The 19593-nt window shown below is 58.1% G+C and carries 14 protein-coding genes; 5 read left to right on the top strand and 9 right to left on the bottom strand.

The genetic code is table 11. The features are described 5' to 3' along the window. Position 1 precedes the first annotated feature (1 nt). The 4 genes from H0S68_RS11365 to H0S68_RS11350 form a co-directional block, all read right to left on the bottom strand. Positions 2-3577 (bottom strand): molybdopterin-dependent oxidoreductase, encoded by a 3576-nt coding sequence (locus tag H0S68_RS11365; RefSeq protein ID WP_262255410.1) that lies wholly within the window; start codon positions 3575-3577, stop codon positions 2-4. Continuing rightward, entirely contained in the window at positions 3570-4112 is a 543-nt protein-coding gene (locus tag H0S68_RS11360; protein WP_020826788.1) for a (2Fe-2S)-binding protein, read from the bottom strand. The genes H0S68_RS11365 and H0S68_RS11360 overlap by 8 nt, the downstream gene beginning before the upstream one ends. Before the next feature lie 203 nt (positions 4113-4315). Then, positions 4316-4789: a MarR family winged helix-turn-helix transcriptional regulator gene (locus H0S68_RS11355; RefSeq protein ID WP_142815246.1), complete on the bottom strand. Its 474-nt coding sequence runs from the start codon at positions 4787-4789 to the stop codon at positions 4316-4318. A gap of 66 nt (positions 4790-4855) precedes the next feature. Beyond that, a complete protein-coding gene (locus tag H0S68_RS11350; RefSeq protein ID WP_410529394.1) occupies positions 4856-5914 on the bottom strand; it encodes a 2,5-dihydroxypyridine 5,6-dioxygenase in 1059 nt (352 codons plus the stop codon). Positions 5915-6243: 329 nt separating this feature from the next. Here H0S68_RS11350 and H0S68_RS11345 point away from each other — a divergent pair, with 329 nt between their 5' ends. The 5 genes from H0S68_RS11345 to H0S68_RS11325 all read left to right on the top strand — a co-directional run bounded on the left by H0S68_RS11345 (position 6244) and on the right by H0S68_RS11325 (position 11031). Next, a complete protein-coding gene (locus H0S68_RS11345; protein WP_041414542.1) occupies positions 6244-7395 on the top strand; it encodes an FAD-dependent monooxygenase in 1152 nt (383 codons plus the stop codon). Further along, positions 7392-8186, top strand: a complete 795-nt coding sequence (locus tag H0S68_RS11340; RefSeq protein ID WP_198639606.1) for an alpha/beta fold hydrolase — start codon at positions 7392-7394, stop codon at positions 8184-8186. Before H0S68_RS11345 ends, H0S68_RS11340 begins: the two co-directional genes overlap by 4 nt. A gap of 66 nt (positions 8187-8252) precedes the next feature. Next, positions 8253-8954: an Asp/Glu racemase gene (locus H0S68_RS11335; RefSeq protein ID WP_410529461.1), complete on the top strand. Its 702-nt coding sequence runs from the start codon at positions 8253-8255 to the stop codon at positions 8952-8954. Positions 8955-8963: 9 nt separating this feature from the next. Then, complete coding sequence (locus tag H0S68_RS11330; protein WP_048759080.1) at positions 8964-9605, top strand: N-carbamoylsarcosine amidohydrolase; 642 nt, start codon at positions 8964-8966, stop codon at positions 9603-9605. A 118-nt stretch (positions 9606-9723) separates the two neighbouring features. Further along, positions 9724-11031 carry an MFS transporter gene (locus H0S68_RS11325; protein ID WP_130015692.1) on the top strand — a complete coding sequence of 436 codons (1308 nt, stop codon included), beginning with the start codon at positions 9724-9726 and terminating at the stop codon, positions 11029-11031. A gap of 192 nt (positions 11032-11223) precedes the next feature. On the opposite strand, the gene dcp is transcribed toward H0S68_RS11325, so the two are convergent. The 5 genes from dcp to guaD form a co-directional block, all read right to left on the bottom strand. Beyond that, the gene (dcp, locus tag H0S68_RS11320) at positions 11224-13425 is read right to left on the bottom strand and encodes a peptidyl-dipeptidase Dcp (RefSeq protein ID WP_262255407.1); all 2202 of its coding nucleotides are present in this window, start codon (positions 13423-13425) and stop codon (positions 11224-11226) included. Between the two features lie 167 nt (positions 13426-13592). Beyond that, the gene (gene xdhC, locus H0S68_RS11315) at positions 13593-14366 is read right to left on the bottom strand and encodes a xanthine dehydrogenase accessory protein XdhC (RefSeq protein WP_410529393.1); all 774 of its coding nucleotides are present in this window, start codon (positions 14364-14366) and stop codon (positions 13593-13595) included. Further along, the gene (gene xdhB, locus H0S68_RS11310; protein ID WP_410529392.1) at positions 14350-16752 is read right to left on the bottom strand and encodes a xanthine dehydrogenase molybdopterin binding subunit; all 2403 of its coding nucleotides are present in this window, start codon (positions 16750-16752) and stop codon (positions 14350-14352) included. Before xdhB ends, xdhC begins: the two co-directional genes overlap by 17 nt. Then, complete coding sequence (xdhA, locus tag H0S68_RS11305; protein WP_410529391.1) at positions 16745-18175, bottom strand: xanthine dehydrogenase small subunit; 1431 nt, start codon at positions 18173-18175, stop codon at positions 16745-16747. The genes xdhB and xdhA overlap by 8 nt, the downstream gene beginning before the upstream one ends. After that, positions 18172-19503: a guanine deaminase gene (gene guaD, locus H0S68_RS11300; RefSeq protein WP_259218811.1), complete on the bottom strand. Its 1332-nt coding sequence runs from the start codon at positions 19501-19503 to the stop codon at positions 18172-18174. Before guaD ends, xdhA begins: the two co-directional genes overlap by 4 nt. Between the last annotated feature and the right edge of the window lie 90 nt (positions 19504-19593).

Here is a 19593-nt window from a genome sequence, read left to right as displayed (position 1 = left end):
GTTAATGGCTGCCCGGATTGGCACGTAGCCTGGCAACCTGCGTTTCGACATCGCGCCATGCCGGTTTGTCCCCGGCATAATGCTGCCGTAGATAATTCACCAGATCAGCCACTTGGCGATCGGAAAAACTGTCTTTGAATCCAGGCATAAAGCCCAAATCAGCGGTAGCCGGTTTGGAAATCCCCTGCAAAATCACGTTAATCAGGTTATCCGGCCGCTCGCTGAATATATTGGTGTTATTCGCCAAGTCCGGGCTGACGCCAAACAGCTGCGGCCCGCCGCTGGCGGCGCTGTGACAGGCTTGGCAAGCGCCCTGAAACAGACGTTCTCCGCCCAATTGCCCTACGGCGGTCGAAAGAGTGGTAGCCGGTTTGGCCTGCGGTTCCAGGTTCAATCCGGTCGGGTTGCTCAATGAAATCAGGTAATTGGCCATCGCTCGAACGTCGGTTTCCGGCAGTGTGGCCAGTTCGGCGACCACCGGCCCCATCGGGCCGGCCGCGACGCCATGCTCGGCAGAATGACCGCTACGCAAATACTGGAATAGCTGCTCTTCGGTCCAGGATTTGTCCGCATTGGCCAATTGGTTTAATGCCGGCGCTTCCCAGCCATCCACCATCGCCCCCGCCAAAAAGTTGCTGCCGCCCTTTTCAGCGCCCATTAGATTGCGCGGGGAATGGCAGGCGGCACAATGGCCCAACCCGTTAACCAGGTAAGCGCCACGGTTCCACTGCGCGCTTTGCGTCGGATTTGACTGAAACTCGCCCTGGCGGAGAAACAGCGCATTCCAGCCGGCCATTAACGAGCGCATATTGAACGGGAAACGCATCTGATTAGCCGGGGTACTTTGCACCACCGCCGGTTGCGACATCATATAGGCATACAGCGCTTGCATGTCACCCTCGGTCATCTTACTGAACGCCGTATAGGGAAATGCCGGATACAAATGCCTGCCATCGCGGCTGATGCCCTGACGCATCGCCCGGTCGAACGCGGTAAACGACCAGTTGCCGATACCGGTTTCCACATCTGGGGTGATATTGGTGCTGTACAGGGTTCCAAACGGAGTTTCCATCGCCCGCCCCCCGGCATTGGTTAGCCCTTCCGAGGCGGTATGGCATACCGCGCAATCCCCGGCAGCGGCCAACTGACGCCCCCTTTCCAGGGTCGCGGCAGACCAGGTACCTGAGCCAGGGGTAGCCACCGGCGCAATTTCGGCACGCCATGGCAGTGCCGTCGTCGCAACACCCAGCGCGGCCCCTAAAATCCCGGCCACGCCACCAAACCACCATTTACTGCGTTTAGTTTTGACTGGCTGCGTTGACGGCTGCCGCTGACTATCCGGACCGTTCAACGCCTCGCGCAGTCGATCAGAGGTAATCGGCAACTCGCGAAACCGAATACCGGTGGCGTCAAACACCGCATTGGCGATGGCTGCCGCGCTGGGCACCGAGGCAGACTCACCGGCCCCCAATGGCGGATCGTAAGGGCGTGGCATCATCACGACATCCACCTCCGGCACCTCCGGGAAAGTCAGGATCGGGTAAGCCCCCCATTCTTTGCTGGAGATCGTGGATTCTTCGAAGGTCACTCGCTCTTTTAGCACCCGGCTGGTCGACTGGATAACGTTGCCGTGGATCTGGTGACGTACGCCGTCCGGATTGACCATCATGCCGGCGTCGTGCCCGACCACAATCCGCGTGACCGCCACTTCGCCACTGACTTTGTCGATGGCAACGTCGGCGACCCAGGCTGCCCACGCGGCACCGAAACCGGGAAACTTACTGTGAATATAACGCGCATAGGCAAAGCCTCGTCCACGCAGTACGCCGTCTTCCGCCGGGGTTTGCATAGGTTCGGTATGCGGCGTCCAGCCGGCACGTTCGGCGGTACTGCGCATCAGTTCGGTGGCACGTTGATCCTTGATATAACGCAGTCGATATTCAAGCGGATCGACGCCGGCGGCGATAGCCAGTTCATCAATATAGGACTCGTGCGCGAAGGTATTCGGCAGTGCCGATACGCCCCGCATCCAGGAAGCGCGGACAATCGGTGCCATATCCTCAATGCTGACGCGCAACGCCGGATATTCATAGGGCGGTACCGAAGTGCGATCCCCCATCTCATAAGCCACCGGCACCGGCTCCACCCTTCCGGTCAGCAACAGCGCCAGGGTGGGCGCACCGTTGGAAGGATAATAGGTGCGAAAATCATAGGCGACCGGATCACCGGCGGCGTCCAACCCACCGTCAACCTCCATCAGTTGCGCAGTGCCCTTCGGTTCCCACAGGTGTTCCTGCTCACGGGTTAGCTGCACCCGTACCGGACGGCCTACCGCTCGCGACAGCAGCGCCGCATCCGCACAGACATCATCGGCGCAGTTACGACCATAACAGCCGGCGGCCTCCATGCGGATGATTTCAATCTGATTTTCCGGGTACTCCAGCAGCCAGGCAAGATCGGCGCGCAACAAGTGCGGGTTCTGGCTGCCCGACCACACCCGCAGTTGCTGTGGTTGGTAATCTGCCAATGCGCAGGACGGGCCAATCGACGCATGCAGTTGATATGGCCAAAGATAACTGCGGGTAAAGCGTCGGTCGGCGGCAGCCAACGCTGTATCCACGTTGCCGGTATCATGCACCACCCGCGTCGAATGGGGATTATCGCGCAGCGCCTGAGCCACATCGGTCATCTGCGGCAGGTTACGCCGCCAGTCTTTCCAGCTCACCTGCAGCGCCTGTGCCGCCTTGATCGCCTGCTCCTCGCGCTCGGCAACAATGCCGATAAAGTCTTCTATCACCACCAGCTTGACGATGCCGGGAATATGGGCAATCGATCGTTCGTCCACCGCCAGCAGGCTGGTGCCGACAAACTCACCGCTGTCGTAGCCCGCATACGGCGGTCGCACCACCCGCCCGTGTAACATGTTCGGCAGCCGCATATCGTGCACATAGGTGGATTCGCCTGTGGCCTTGGCCGGGATATCGACACGTGCGGTGCTGGTACCCACCAAACGGTACTCGGCCTGCGGCTTAAGCGGCGCATCACCGCTTATCGTTAATGCAATATGTACACCAGCCACCAGTTCGCCATAGCTCAGCCTTTGCCCGTCAGGGCTAACAACGATGCCGTCGTCCAGCGTCAGTTGCTCTACTCTGAAGTCAAAACGTTGTGCCGCCTGCTGCAGCAACCAGCGGCGCGCTTCGGCGGCGGCATTACGCAGGGGTACCGCCGAAATCTGCAGGGTGGCACTGGCGATAGTCGCCCCCTGATTCGGCGTGCTTTCAGTGTCGCCCAGCACCATGCGCACCTGATCCATGCGCAGGTAAAGCTCTTCGGCGACAATCTGACCTAATGCGGTGCGCACGCCAGTGCCCAGATCGACATGGCCGTTGAAGGCATAAACCTCACCGCTGTCGCAAATGGCAATAAACAACCCTTGTTCTTTGGGTTTCAGGCTCGGCGTCTGACCTTTCGGTACCAGCCCTGGCGGCGGTTGGATCTGATCGACAATCAGCAATGTGCCCTGGCGCTGCAATAGCTCCGCCTGACTCGGCAATGAGGAATGGGTATCAGTCATGGGACGAGGTTTCCTCGTTGCGATACAGAGTGATAGCGCGCTGAACCGCACGCAGGATTTCGATATGGGTGCCGCAACGACACAGATTGCCGGACAGTGCCTGACGGATTTCTGTGTCGCTGGGCGAGGGATTTCGATCCAACAGGGCTTTGGTGGTCATGATCATGCCGTTCAGGCAATAACCGCACTGCGCCGCCTGTTCTTCAATAAAAGCGCGCTGCACCGGATGCAGATGTTGGCGATCGCCCAGCCCTTCCAGCGTGGTGACCTCACGGCCGGTCACACCCAGAGCCGGGATCACGCAGGAGCGTGCGGCAATGCCGTCAACCAATACGGTGCATGCGCCGCACTCTCCGAGGCCGCAGCCGTACTTTGGGCCATTGAGCGCCAAATCGTTGCGTAACACCAACAACAGAGGCGTATCCGCCATCACCCAGGTATGAATATTTTCGCCATTTACCGACAGCATCAATGGATGCTCCGTCAGCGTTTTTACCGCGCCTTCCCTGGGCGATTGCACTTCAGATATCGCCATTCTCGCGTCTCCGCCTGCGCTCTGGTGATACCCGTCATCTTTCACGCCGCTGCGTCGTTGCCGCACTTGCTCATCCCAGTTACTGACTTGAGAGTGGGCAAGCTGCCAGCCTGGCTGCAACTTGAAAGCTATAGGGTATGAATTGTGGGCCGTGACCTCGCCGCCACCGCACTCACCAGACAACAGCAGTTGCGCGGGGCGAATCAGCCGGGTGGCTGGTCTTCCAGCATTTTATTGAGCAGGAACATCAGTGCTATACGTTCGGCCGGATTGAGCGCGCCGAAGGTTAATTCTGTGATCTTCGCCGCATGCGGCACCGTTTCCCTCAACAGATCGGCACCGGTATCAGTCAGCCCGACCACCACTTTGCGCCGGTCGACAGGATCCGGCATAACGGTGATCAGTTCACGCGCTTTGAGGCGCTCGACAATGCCGCGAATGGTGGCCTGATCGACCGCCGTCACCTGCACCAGCTCAGTTAGCGAACTCGGGCCCATGTCACGCACCGCGCACAGGGTAATAAACTGCACCGCAGTCAGCTGCGAATCGCCAACGTTCTGCTGAAAGATGGCCACATGGCGCTGGTAAACCTTACGAAGCAGGTGCCCGACTTGTTCAGTAAAATGATAATTTTCGGTCTTGCCGTTTTCTGCAGCCGGGTATTCGGGGGGCGTCATTGCGTTACTCTCACCATCTATGGAAACCACCGAGAATAGTACAAACCCCCGCGTTTAGCAGCAAGGTTAGCCCTGGCTTACTCGGGACGCCGCAGGAGCCACCACTTCGCCATCCGCCACTACCGTCGTGCCATCCAGGCTAATGTCGCAATGGCGCAGCGCGATATCCATGTGGCACGGCGTTTTACGCGTACCACCGACTTCGGTATTCGGCCCGGTGGAAAAAAGGAAGTTGCCGTAGAAAGCACGTGCATCCATACACATCCCGTCGTTTTTGTCGTGCAGCCCCATCGCCGTCCACTGTGCACGTGGCTGTAAGCCCCAGCCGATGTGCGAGATGCCGTACACTTCCGGATCGTTGAAATATTTCATGTACTCCCGAAGATATTCCGCCTCAAACCCCCCGTGAATACACGTCACAAAGCCCTTGTCTATCTCCAGAGTGATCCGTTCCCGCGCATAGCTCTTGAACGGCAGCAGGATATCGCCCACATCCAGCACCAGTACCCCTTCGGCCTGTTCCTCATTCGGCCAGGTGAACAGGAAGCCGCTTGGCCAGTGATCCCAACGTCCCGGTTCGTCGGCGTAACCGTATTCGGTTACCGTGGGGTATTGCCCCAGCGGGGCGCGAAAATCGCTGCCGGCGACAGATTTCACCTGCATTAATTTTGCCTGTTCCAGCACGGCAGCCGCCGCCAACACTCGCGCTTTGTCTTCCGCATTAGGCAACATCCGTGCCAACACCTCCGGCGGCTCGACCGCCAGCAAAATACGCGTGCCGGTCTTAAGGATTTGCTCCTGCTCCGGCGAGTGCAGCAACATCATGGTGTCGACCACCAGATCGGCGGCTTCCAACGCGCGCTGAGCCGCATGGTTGCCGGTCAATGCCGTATCACCGCAATAAGCAGTCATGTCGTTGCCCATGGCGCGCGGATGGTTAAACGAGGGCAACTCCACCGCATAAACCTTAGCGCCCAATCGCAGTGCAGCATCGGTAGCTGCGCGTACCGTGCGCGTATCGGAATAGTGACTTTTCAGGATCGCCACGCTTTGCGAAGCATCAACCTTCGACAGCGTAAGCACCTGCTCGAACAGCTGAACCAACTGACTATCATTGACCGCCATGCGGTATCTCCTGTTTTGCCTAAAGGGGTCGACGCACCCGGCGTCAACGAGGTTATTTTGTACAAATTACAGTGAATACACTCTTTTAATTATCTAAGACTAAAAAACCACCGGAAGCAAGAAGCCCGAGACACCTATAAGCAAATCCTATTTTAAGCCCTCCCCATCCTGTGATTAACATAAGGTTAACAGAAACAGGCGGCCTATTAGCGTGAGCCAAGTCAAAATTAACACTTATGCAACTTTGCGTTATTTAGCGTATACACTATAAATCGATTATCCGTTATCGCAGCGGATAGCAGGTAAAAAAACCAACAGTCAGGGGAAAAATGATGAGCAAACAACAACGCATTGCCGTAGTCGGCGCCGGTTTGGGTGGCGCCGCCGCCGCCGGTCTGCTGCAAAAAGCGGGCTTTACCGTCGACCTGTACGAACAGAGTCCGGTGTTTTCACGATTGGGTGCCGGTATCCATATGGGGCCAAACGTATTGAAGATTTTCCGCCGTCTCGGCATTGAACAACCCTTGGAGCAAATGGCGTCTCACCCGGACTTCTGGTTCAGCCGCGACGCCGAAACGGGTGATTATCTATCTCGCATCGAACTGGGGGCATTTGCCCGCAAAGAATACGGTGCCGCTTACGTGACGGTACACCGCGGCGATCTGCAGGCCTTGCAGATGGCGGCACTGCAACCGGGCAGCGTGCATTTTGGCAAGCACCTGAGCAAGATTGAAGAGCGCGAAAACCATGTGGTGCTGAATTTTGCCGACGGTACTCAGGCCAGTGCAGACATCGTGATTGGCGCCGACGGCATCAATTCCCGCATTCGCGAACACCTGCTGGGCACTGAAGCCCCAACCTACAGTGGTTGGGTGGCGCACCGGGCGTTGATTCGCGGCGATAAACTGGCCAAATACAACCTGAGTTTTGAAGACTGCGTTAAATGGTGGTCGGCCGATCGTCACTTGATGGTCTATTACACCACCCAAAAGCGCGACGAATACTACTACGTCAGCGGCGTGCCGCACCCGGCATGGGATTTCCAGGGCAGCTTTATCGACAGCAGCCGCGAGGAAATGTACGAAACCTTCGCCGGTTATCACCCGATTGTGCAGGCATTGATCGAGTCCAGCGAACAGGTCACCAAATGGCCGTTGCTGAACCGTAAACCGCTGCCGTTGTGGAGCGAAGGCCGCATGGTACTGCTTGGCGATGCCTGCCACCCGATGAAGCCGCACATGGCTCAGGGCGCAGCCATGGCGATCGAAGACGCCGCCATGCTGGCGCGTTGTCTGCAGGAAACCGGCCTGACCGACTATCGCACCGCTTTCCAACTGTATGAAGCCAACCGCAAAGAGCGGGCTTCTCGCGTGCAGGCGGTATCCAATGCCAATACCTTCCTGCGCACGCAGGAAGATCCCGCCTGGGTTTACGGCTATGACCTGTACGCGCAAGCACTGAAATCGGAGAACGCCGCATGAGCCACTTTCTGTATGGCGCCAACGTGCAGGCCAACGGCATTCGCCAGCACTATCTGCGCTACGGCGGGCAAGGCCCGGTGGTGATCCTGATCCCCGGCATCACCAGCCCGGCGATCACCTGGGGCTTCGTCGCCGAACGACTGGCTGAAAAGTACGACACCTACGTGCTGGACGTGCGTGGGCGCGGTCTATCCGCCAGCGGACCGGACCTGGCTTATGACGCCGAAACCTGTGCCCAGGACATAACCTCTTTCGCTGGCGCTTTGCAATTGGAAAACTACGCCCTGCTCGGTCATTCAATGGGGGCGCGCTTTGCCTTACGCGCTGCCGCGCTCCATCCGGCAGGGGTGCGACGGCTGGTGCTGATCGACCCGCCAGTTTCCGGTCCCGGTCGTCGTGAATATCCGGGCAAGTGGCCCTGGTATGTCGATTCGATCCGTCAGTCACTGTTGGGCATGAACGCCGAACAGATGCGCACTTACTGCCCCAACTGGAGCGAATCGCAGCGCCAACTGCGTGCCGAATGGCTGCACACCTGCTATGAACCGGCCATCCAACGCGCCTATGAAGATTTCCATCAGGTCGATAGTCATCGCGATTATCCCGCGTTGAGCATGCCGACATTACTGATGGTCGCGGGCCTTGGCGGCGTGATCCAGCAGGAAGACGAGGCGGAGATCCGCGCATTGCAGCCAGAGATAACTCTCGCGCACGTTGAAAATGCCGGACATATGATCCCGTGGGACGACTTTGACGGTTTCTTCCGTGCTCTGGGCAATTTTCTGGATTAATTAAGGAGTGGTGTCATGACTAAAAATTACCGTATCGGCCAAATCGTCCCCAGCTCCAACACCACGATGGAAACCGAAATTCCGGCGATGCTGAACGCTCGTCAGCTAATCCGCCCGGAGCGTTTCACCTTTCACTCCAGCCGCATGCGCATGAAACACGTCAGCAAGGCGGAGTTGGCGGCGATGGACGCCGAATCCGACCGTTGTGCTCTGGAACTTTCCGACGCACAAGTCGACGTGCTCGGTTATGCCTGCCTGGTGGCAATCATGTCGATGGGGCTGGGCTATCACCGTGAGTCACAGGCCCGACTGGCACAGGTGACGCAAGATAATAACGCTGGCGCTCCGGTCATCAGCAGCGCCGGAGCGCTGGTCAACGGTCTGAAAGTGCTGGGGGCCAAACGCATTGCGTTAGTCGCCCCCTACATGAAACCCCTGACCCAAATGGTGGTGGACTATATCGAGCACGAGGGTATTGAGGTCAAGGTATGGCGGGCACTGGAGATTGCCGACAATCTGGCCGTGGGACGCCATGACCCGGCCAAACTGTCGGGCATTGTCGCCGAGATGGATCTGAGCGACGTTGACGCCATCGTGCTGTCCGCCTGCGTGCAAATGCCGTCCTTACCGGCGGTGGCTACCGTTGAAGCACAAACCGGCAAACCGGTATTGACCGCCGCCATCGCAACCACTTACGCCATGCTGACCGCGCTGGAGCTGGAGCCGATCGTTCCCGGCGCAGGTGCCCTGCTGTCCGGCGCCTATTAAGGAGCAACTATGGCATCCGCAGCCGATAACTCACTCACCGAGAATTACAGCGGCGTCTGGGGCAACCGCATCGGCTTCGGCCGACATCCGGCCCTGCTGATGATCGACTTTATGCAGGGCTACACAACCGAGGGTGCACCACTGTTCGCTCCCGGCGTGGTCAGCGCGGTCGACGAGAGCGTGGCGCTGTTGGCCACCGCTCGCCAAACGGGAATTCCGGTGATTCACACCAATATCCGCTATCATGCGGGGCATTTTGCCGATGGCGGCATTTGGGTGAAAAAAGCTCCGGTTATGAAGGACATGGTGGAAGGCAACCCGCTGGCGGCTTTTTGCACGCAGGTAACTCCTCTGGCCGCAGAAGTGGTATTAACCAAACAGTATGCCAGCGCCTTTTTCGGCACCTCTTTGGCCCCGATGTTGGTGGCGCTGGGCGTCGATACCCTGCTGTTGGCCGGTTGCTCCACTAGCGGCTGTATCCGTGCCAGCGCAGTGGACGCGGTACAGCACGGGTTCCGCACCATCGTCGTGCGGGAATGCGTAGGCGATCGTCACCCCGGGCCGCATGAGGCCAATCTGTTCGACATCGACAGTAAATACGGTGACGTCGTGACTAAAAAGGAGGCCCTCGATTATCTGAACCGGCTGTAACCCAGAGCTTCACCTGCACGGAGAGCTGAACAATAAAGAAGGCGCGGAAAGCGCCTCAAAAGCAAACACACAACGCTCCTCCTCCGGAGGCCACCATGCACCACCTGGAGACATCATCATGGCCATTGTTGAAACCCCGTTAACCGGGAAAGCGGGAGCAGAATCGCTTCTGTACCGCAAAATCACCTGGAAGCTGATCCCGTTCCTCTGTTTGTGCTATCTGGCCGCCTATCTCGACCGCATCAACGTCGGTTTGGCCAAGTTGCAGATGGCCGACCAATTGCAACTGAGCGAGGCCGCCTTCGGGCTGGGCGCCGGGCTGTTCTTTGTCGGCTATATCCTGTTTGAAGTGCCGAGTAACCTGATCCTGCAGCGCGTCGGCGCCAAGGTGTGGATTGCCCGCATCATGATCACCTGGGGCCTGCTTTCCGCCTGTACGATGTTTGTCACTACCCCCAACCAGTTTTACATCATCCGCTTTTTACTTGGCGTAGCGGAAGCCGGCTTCCTGCCAGGAGTACTGTATTATCTGACGCTGTGGTTCCCGACTTACCGTCGCGGCCGCATCATTGCGCTGTTCATGATCGGCCTGCCCCTGTCTAGCGTGCTTGGCGGCCCGCTGTCTGGCTGGATCATGGGACATTTTGATATGCGCCACGGGCTGCACGGCTGGCAATGGCTGTTTCTGCTGGAAGGCATTCCCAGCGTATTGTTGGGCGTACTCACGTTCTGGGTGCTGCCGAACAACTATCGACAGGCCAAATGGCTGTCCGAGGACGAAAAACAACGCATTGCAGACGATCTGGCCCAGGACGACGCCGAAGCCAGCCACAGCAAGCACAGTTTTCGCGACGGTTTCTTTAACCTCAAAGTGTGGATGTTGGGTGGCATTGACTTCTCGATCCTGCTTAGCGCCTATGCCATGGGCTTTTGGATGCCAACCTTTATCAAGACTGCCGGCGTGACCAACATCACTACCATCGGCCTGCTGACTGCGTTACCGAGCGTTGCTGCCCTGCTGGGGATGTTGCTGATCGGTACCAGTTCCGACCGCATGCGTGAGCGTCGCTGGCACATCATCGTGCCCTTTATTGTCGGCGCGATGGCGATGGCCGGCAGCACGTTCTTCACCCATAACGTGATCGCCACGGTGTTGCTGTTCTCTGTTGCGCAGGCCGCAATCATCGGTGCGGTACCGGTGTTTTTCAGCCTGCCGGCCACCTTTCTGCGCGGCACAGCAGCGGCAACCGGCTTCGCGCTGGCCTGTTCGCTGGCAAACATTGCCGGGTTAGTGAGTAACTCGCTGATGGGGCTGGCATTGGACCTGACCGGTAAAAGCGGCGGCGCTCTGTGGGCATTCGCCGGGTGTCTGCTGATCAGTTCATTGCTGGTAGTTGCATTGCCTGCCAAGGTGGTTAACCGCTGAGGACGTTGGGCCCCGCTCGCGGGGCCTGACTTATTGGCAACCACAGGATCGGTCTGCCATCTTTGTGCTTGATTGCTCACGGGCCAAAAATATCCGGCGCATGATAAATCCTCGTTTCGGCTATGTCCCGACGAAAAAAAGGACGCAAGAAACTTGCGCCCTTCTGGGAGTTTTGGGTTATGCCGCGAACTGTTATTCGTCTTTAAGACCGCGGTTGATCAACATCGGCTCGATACTCGGTTCTTTACCGCGCCACTCGACGTACAACTTCTCCAGATCCTGGCTGTTGCCGCGCGACAGCACCATATCGCGGAAACGCTGGCCGTTCTCCGCCGTCAGCCCACCGTGCTCGCTGAACCACTGGAAGGCGTCATCCGCCAGCATTTCAGTCCACAGATAGGCATAATAACCGGCGGCATAGCCGTTACCCCAGATGTGTTTGAAGTAGCTTGAGCGATAGCGTGGCGGCACGTAGCTGAGATCGATCTTGTCTTTCATCAGCGATTCGGCTTCGAATTTATCCACGTCCTGCTGCGGCTGATCGGCGCTCAGCATATGCCAGTGCATATCCAACAGTGCCGCAGACAGCAGCTCGGTCATGTCGTAGCCCTTGTTGAACTTGTCGGCTTTTTTGATTTTATCGACCAGTTCCTGCGGCATGGCTTCACCGGTTTTGTAGTGTTTGGCGTAATGCGCAAAGACTTTAGGATCGCTGGCCCAGTGCTCGTTGAACTGCGAGGGGAATTCGACAAAATCACGTGCGGTATTGGTACCTGAAAGGCTTGGGTATTCCTGATCGGCGAACATACCGTGCAACGCATGACCAAACTCGTGGAACATGGTGATCACGTCGTCGTAAGACAGCAATGCAGGCTGACCTGCTGCCGGTTTGGTAAAGTTGGCAACGTTGTAAATCACCGGTTTGGTGCCTTTCAACTTCGACTGTTCGACGAAGTTGCTCATCCAGGCGCCGCCGCCTTTGTTGTCGCGTTTAAAGAAGTCGGTATAGAACAGCGCCATCGATTTGCCGTCTTTATCGAACACCTCATACACGCGCACGTCCGACTGGTAAACCGGGATATCCTTACGTTCTTTGAAGCTGATGCCGTACAGCAGGTTGGCGGCATAGAACACGCCGTTGTTCAGCACGTTATCCAATTCGAAGTAAGGTTTGATCTGCGATTCATCCAGATCGTACTTCGCCTTGCGCACCTGTTCGGCATAGAACTGCCAATCCCAGGCGGCAACCTTGAAATCGCCTTTCTGCTGGTCGGAAGCCGCCTGAATGTCTTTGGCTTCTCGTTCGGCACGCGCAGTGGCTGCCGGGACGATATTACGCATAAAGCTCAGCGCCGCATCCGGCGTTTTGGCCATCTGGTTTTGCAGCTTCCAGGCGGCATAGTTCGGGAAGCCCAAGAGTTTGGCCTGTTCGGCACGAACTTTGGCCAGGCGGGCAATCGTCTGGCGAGTGTCGTTGCCGTCACCCTTTTCTGCCCGGTTCCACGAAGCGTCAAACAGCGCCTTGCGGGTGTCTCGATTTTTCAGGCTTTGCAAATCCGGCTGCTGGGTGGTGTTTTGCAATACCAGTAACCACTGCTTGTCCAGCTTACGCTCACCGGCGGCCTGAGCGGCAGCGGCCAGTTCGCTCTCAGACAATCCGTCCAACTTACCCTTGTCGGCGATAGCCAGCGCACCATCTTTGGTCGCCGCCAGCAGCTTGTTGGAGAACTGGGTACTCAGCGTCGCCGCTTCCTGGTTCAGCGCCTTCAGCTTGGTTTTATCGGCGTCGGAGAGATTGGCCCCCGCCAGCTCGAAGTTTTTGTAAGTCACTTCCACCAGGCGGCGAGATTCCGCATCCAGCTTCAGCGCATCACGCTGCTGATAAATCGTCTTGATACGCGCGAACAGTTTGCTGTTGAGCATGATGGCGTCGTCCAGCGCCGCCAGCTTCGGTGAGCTTTCTTCATCCAACTTTTGCAGCGCGTCGCTGGTGTTGGCCGAGGTCATGGCACCAAACACGTTCATCACGCGTGACAGCAACGCCCCAGACTGTTCCAGCGCCACGAAGGTATTTTTAAAATCAGGCTTGGCCGGGTTGTTGGCAATCTTCTCCACTTCCTCCAGCTTTTGCTTGATACCGGCATCAATTGCCGGGGCGTAGTCGCTCTCTTTAATCAAATTGAACGGCGGCGCCTGGAACGGCAGGCGACTTTGGTAGAAGAACGGGTTCTGGTTCTTTTTATTGTTGTGCTGGTTGGCTTCACCGGTCACGTTAGCCTCCTTCGCCTGACCACTCGGCAACGCGGTGTGGTCAGCGTGCGGGTTAGTTTCTGCTGCCTGTGCCTGCGAGCTCAGCGCCATGCCGATCGCCAACACCAATGTAGATAAACGCATCAAATCGAAACTCCTCCATGTTCACAGAATAAATTGCGCGGGAACCCCAGTTCCCAGGCCACATCCTAGCTTAGGCGCAGTTGGCAGTTTGAGCAAAAACAAGTGATTAGAATGTTGAGTTGGCCTAAGCATCAGGCTTTTTGGCCTTCGGTTGAATGAAAACCTTTTCAGCGTAAACCTTGTCCGTAGCAGGCAATAACCTCCCCGGCCACCGCCACCGCGATCTCCGCCGGCAGTTTGCCCTTCACGTCCGGCAGGCCCAGGGGGCAGCGCATGGCGGCGATCGCCGCTTCGCTGATGCCGCGTTGGCCGAGCTTGTATTCGAAGCGTTTGCGTTTGGTCAGCGATCCGATCAGGCCGAAGTACCCTGCGTCGCCGCGACGTAAAATACGCTCCGCCAGCGCCAGATCCAGCGCGTGATCGTGGGTCATGACGATAAAGAAACTGCCCGGCGGCATGGCGTCGACGATCTCCAGTGGCTCATCGCTGATTTCTTGCTGCACCCCGGCGGGAATAACCAGCGGGAATTCCGCCGCGCGGCCGTCCACCCAGCGCACCCGGCACGGCAGCGTGGCGAGGATATTCACCAGTGCGCGCCCGACGTGGCCGGCACCAAACAGAGCGATCTGCGGGCGCGGCGATATCATCGGCTCAAACAGCACGCTGGTGGTACCGCCGCAGCACTGGCCCAGTCGCGCCGCCAGCGGGAAACGTTCCAGCCGTAACTGGGGCGCAGCCTGTTGCAGCATTTCGCGGGCAATCGCCAATGCCTGAAACTCCAGATGGCCGCCGCCAATGGTATTCACCGCACGTTCGACGGTTACCAGCATTTTGCTACCCCGGTTGCGCGGCGTGGAGCCTCGTTCATCGACCAGCGTCACCAGCACGCAGGGCTCGCCGCGCCTGCGTGCCTCTGCCAGCGCCTCAATCCATTCGTCCATCGCCGTTCTCCCGCGTCAATTCAGTGACAATGTCACTTGCCAGCATCTGTTGCACGCCCCACAGCACCCGTTCCGGCGTGGCCGGTGCGTCAATGTTGGGTTGCAGGCGGTAATCCGCCAGGCTGGCGACCGCGTCTTTGATTGCGCACCATACCGAAATGCCCAGCATAAACGGCGGCTCGCCCACCGCTTTGGAATGAAACACCGTATCCTCGGGGTTTTTGCGGTTTTCCAGCAGCCTGACGCGCAAATCGGCAGGCACATCGCCGATAGCCGGGATTTTGTAGCTGGCAGGCCCGTTAGTCAGCAACTTCCCTTGTTCGTCCCACACCAGCTCTTCGCTGGTCAGCCAGCCCATGCCCTGCACAAAGCCCCCCTCGACCTGACCGACGTCGATTGCCGGGTTCAGCGAGTCGCCCACGTCGTGCAGGATGTCGGCGCGCAGCAGTTTGTACTCGCCGGTCAGGGTGTCGATCACCACCTCCGCGCAGGCCGCGCCGTAGGCGAAGTAATAGAACGGGTGGCCGCGGGCCTGGTCGCGATCGTAGAAAATTTTCGGCGTGCGGTAATAGCCGGTGCTGGCGAGCGAAACCTGATTGAAATAGGCCTGTTCGACCACCTGCTCGAAGCTGAAATAACGCTCGGCCACTTTGACCTGGCCGTTATTGAAAATAATCTGCTCCGCACTGACCTGATACTGTTTGCTCAGCATCTCGATCAGCCGCTGTTTAATGATCAGCGCGGCATTCTCCGCCGCCTTGCCGTTGAGATCCGTGCCGGATGACGCCGCCGTCGGCGAGGTATTCGGCACCTTGCCGGTATCGGTAGCGGTGATTTGAATACGTTCGATGTCCACCTGGAACACTTCGGCGACAATCTGCGCCACCTTGGTGTTTAGCCCCTGGCCCATTTCGGTGCCGCCGTGGTTAAGTTGAATGCTGCCGTCGGTGTACACCAGCACCAACGCACCGGCCTGGTTAAGGAAGCCGGCGGTGAAGGAAATACCAAACTTCACCGGCGTCAGCGCCAGCCCTTTTTTCAGGATTGGATTTTGCACGTTGAACTGCCGGATCGCCTGACGGCGGGCCTGATAATCGGCACTTTGCTCCAGCTCTGCGGTGATTTCCTGCAGCAGGTTCTGCTCCACCGGCTGGTGATAATGCGTAACGTTGCGTTGATCCTTGCCGTAATAGTTGGTTTTTCGCACCGCCAACGGATCGAGCGCCAGATAGCGTGCAATATGATCCATGACCTGCTCAATCGCCATCATGCCCTGCGGCCCGCCAAAGCCCCGGTAAGCAGTATTGGAAGCGGTATGCGTCTTACAGCGGTGGCCGGTAATCAGCACATCTTCCAGAAAATAGGCATTATCAGCGTGGAACATGGCGCGATCGACGATAGAACCCGAAAGGTCGAGCGAATAACCACAGTTGCCTGCCAGGCTGATTTTCACCCCGTGCAGCAGCCCGCTGTCGTCGAAACCTACGTCATATTGAATATAAAACGGGTGGCGCTTGCCAGTGATCAACATGTCATCGCGGCGGTTAAGGCGCATTTTGACCGGTCGCCCGGTGAGATACGCCATCACGGCGCACAAACACGCAGGACCGGCAGCCTGCGTTTCCTTACCGCCAAAACCACCGCCCATGCGCCGCGTATCAATTGTCACTCTGTGCATTGGCAGGTTGAGCACCGAGGCCACCAGCTTTTGGATCTCGGTTGGGTTCTGAGTCGAGGAATACACCAGCATGCCGCCGTCCTCGGCCGGCATCACCGACGCAATCTGGGTTTCCAGATAAAAGTGTTCCTGACCGCCGACATGCAGCTCCCCCTGAATGCGGTGTTTCGCCTGCGCCAACGCGCGGTCGGCGTCACCCCGTTGATGACGATGCGCCTCCTGCACCAGGAAGCCTTCCCGTAAAGATTGAGTGACGTCCAACCGTGCCGGTAAATCCTGATAGGTCACTTTAATCGCCTGAGCGGCACGCCAGGCAATTTCCGGATCTTCCGCCGCCACTACCGCAATGACCTGTCCGACGTATTCCACCTTATCTTTCGCCAGCAGCGGATCGCCGTGCGTTAAAGGGGCGATATCCAGTTCGCCCGGTACGTCCTGCCAGCTGATCACCCTTACCACGCCGGGAAAGTCGTAACATGCTGACAGGTCCAGCTTTTCGATCTGCGCATGTGCCCGTTCGCTCAGCCTGGCCGCCAGATGCAATTGGTTCGGAAACTCAAGCCTGTCGTCGATGTATTGCGCTTCACCGCTGACGTGCTTGTCGGCACTCTCGTGCTTGCGGCTGCGGCCTACGCCGCTGGTTAACGACTGGCGGAAACGTTCTGCCAGGTGTTCCTGGGTGTGTTCGGTCCCTTTGCGATTACTCATGAGCGGTCACCTCTATTGCCAGCTGCGGCGCTGTCAGCGCAATGAAGTAGCGGCGCAGCAGGTTTTGCGCCACCAGCAAACGGTAAGCGCTGCTGGCGCGGAAATCGCTCAGCGGCGTAAAGTCCTGCGCCAACGCCTGTGCCGCTTGCTCAAGGGTTTCTCGCCGCCAGGGCTGCCCCACCAGTTGCTGCTCACAGAGTTCGGCGCGTTTCGGGGTCGCCGCCATGCCGCCGAACGCCACGCGGGCGCTGCGGATAACGCCTTGATCAAAGGTCAAATTGAAAGCGCCGCACACGGCCGAAATGTCGTCTTCCAGGCGTTTGGAGACTTTCCAGGCACGAAAGTCCGCCGGTGCACTGGCAGGCAGTACGATACTTTCAATAAATTCCCCCGGCTGCAGTGCGGTTTGGCGGTAGCCAAGGAAGAAGTCGTTCAACGGCAGTTCACGCTGGGTAGCACCACAGCGCAGGATCAGCAGCGCGTCCAGCGCCAGCAATAAGGGCGCACCGTCGCCAATCGGTGAAGCATTGGCAATATTGCCCCCCAACGTGCCCTGATTGCGGATCTGCTGGGAAGCAAAACGCGCCAGCAGTTCACCAAAGGCCGGATGATAGTTGGCCAACATCGGATACAAATCACTCAACGCGGCGCCGGCGCCAATCACCAGACGATCGCCCTGCCAGCTTACCTGCCTGAGCGCCTCGATTTGGCCAATAGCGATGATCAGCGGGATATCCTGATGCCGCTGGGTGATTTCCAGCGCCAGATCGGTCCCGCCAGCCAGCAGTTTGGCCTGCGGGTGCTGTTGATAGAGCTGCGCCAGCTCATCGAGGCTCTGCGGCAGCAAACAGCGCTTGCCCTCAGCCTCCAGCGGCGTTGCGGCACGGATGGCCTGCAGCCGTTGCAGCGTTTGTGGCTGGTGGTGGTCGAAGCTGTCCGGCTTAGGGTTATCGCACGCCTGCTGCGCCGCCGCCAAAATCGGGCGATAGCCGGTACAGCGGCACAGGTTGCCAGCCAGTGCCTGCTGCGCCTGTTCGCGTTGATAGGACGCTGTGTTTTTTTGCAGGCAGAACAGCGACATCACGAAACCCGGTGTACAAAAACCGCACTGTGAGCCGTGGCAGTCGACCATAGCCTGCTGCACGCCGTGCAATTCCCCCTGCTGTTTCAGATCCTCTACGGTGATCAACTGTTTGCCGTGCAACGCGCTGACGAAGGTCAGACAGGCATTAACGCTGCGATAACGCAGCCGATCGCCTTCCGGCTCGGCCAACACCACGGTACAAGCGCCGCAATCGCCGGAGGCACAGCCCTCTTTGGTGCCGCAGCGGCCAAGGTCACGCCGCAGGTAGTTCAGCACCGTGGTGTTGGGATCGAGTGCGGTTTCTGTTTTCAGGGTTTGATTAATCAGAAACTGGATCATGCCGCCTCCTGGCACTTGGCCGCTCGGTACACCACTTTGCCGTCGACGTAAGTACGATAAACATTGCGATCGTCACCCAGGGTCATCAACACAAACAGTTGCTCCGCCAGTTCGCGGCTGTTTTCATGTCGCAACTTTTGCAGCGGTGACACGGCCGGATCCAGCACCACAAAATCCGCCTCTTTGCCCACGTCGAAGTTGCCGATTTTGTCGTCGAGCGACAGGGCTCGAGCTCCGCCCAGCGTCGCGTGGTAGAAGGCTTCACAGGCGGAAAGCTGATAGCGCTGCAGCTGAGCGACCTTGTAAGCCTCACCCAGCGTTTCCAGCATATTAAAGGTGGTCCCGGCCCCGACGTCGGTGCCGATACCCAGCCTGACCTGCTTCTGCCAGGCCTTTTGCAGGTTGAACAAACCGCTGCCCAGAAACAGATTCGAGGTTGGGCAAAAGGCGATCGCCGAACGGGTTTGGCACAGACAATCCCACTCTTGTTCTTCCAGATGCAAACAGTGGGCGAACACGCTTTTCTCTCCGGTCAGCCCGTACTGGTGGTAAACGTCCAGATAGCTGCGGCTGTCGGGGAACAACTCTTTTACCCAGGCCACTTCATCAAGATTTTCGCTCAGATGGGTGTGCAGGTAGGCGTCCGGAAATTCCTGGCGCAGGCGCTGCACCTGCTCAAGCAGCGCCGGGGTGCTGGTGGGCGCAAAGCGTGGCGTAATGGCGTAACTCAGCCGCTGTTTGCCGTGCCAGCGCTCAATCAGCGCTCGCGTTTGGCGGTAGCTCTGTTCCGGGCTTTCCAGCAAGGCTTCCGGCGCATGGCGATCCATCATCACCTTACCGGCAATCAAGCGCATGTTCAGCGCCGCCGCCTGGCGGAACAGCGCTTCAACCGACTGAGGATGCACGGTGCCAAATACCAGCGCCGTAGTGGTGCCGTTGCTTAACAGCTGCTGCAGAAAGAATGCCGACATTTTGTCTGAGTGCCGTTCGCAGCAAAATTGGCTTTCTGTCGGGAAGGTATAGTTTTTCAGCCAGGTCAGCAGTTGCTCGCCATAGGCGCCGATCATTTCGGTTTGCGGGTAGTGAATATGGGTGTCGATAAAACCCGGCACGATCAGTTTGTCCGGATAATGAGCGACCTCAAACCCCGGCGGCAACAGCGATTCGCCCTGCTGCCAGCTGCCGAACCAGGCAATCGCGCCTTCATGGAGCAGCATTAACCCGTCAGGAATATGTCGCAGCTGCTGACCTAATTGCTGCGGATGATCCACGCAGGCCGCGATGTCGAAAAAATTGCCACGGATCGCCGTGGTGAATGGCATGTTCATTTTGCTTTCCTTCTCTACCGACCAGCGCACAGCACCCGGCTGAGTCAATTCAGCCTGGAGAGCGATGGCGGTCTTTTTATCGATCGCAGA

This window comes from Serratia sp. AXJ-M (assembly GCF_046531865.1).
Taxonomy (GTDB): Bacteria; Pseudomonadota; Gammaproteobacteria; order Enterobacterales; family Enterobacteriaceae; genus Serratia; species Serratia liquefaciens.
Note: the sequence above shows the minus strand (reverse complement) of the source record. Positions and strands in the feature narration are given on the sequence as shown.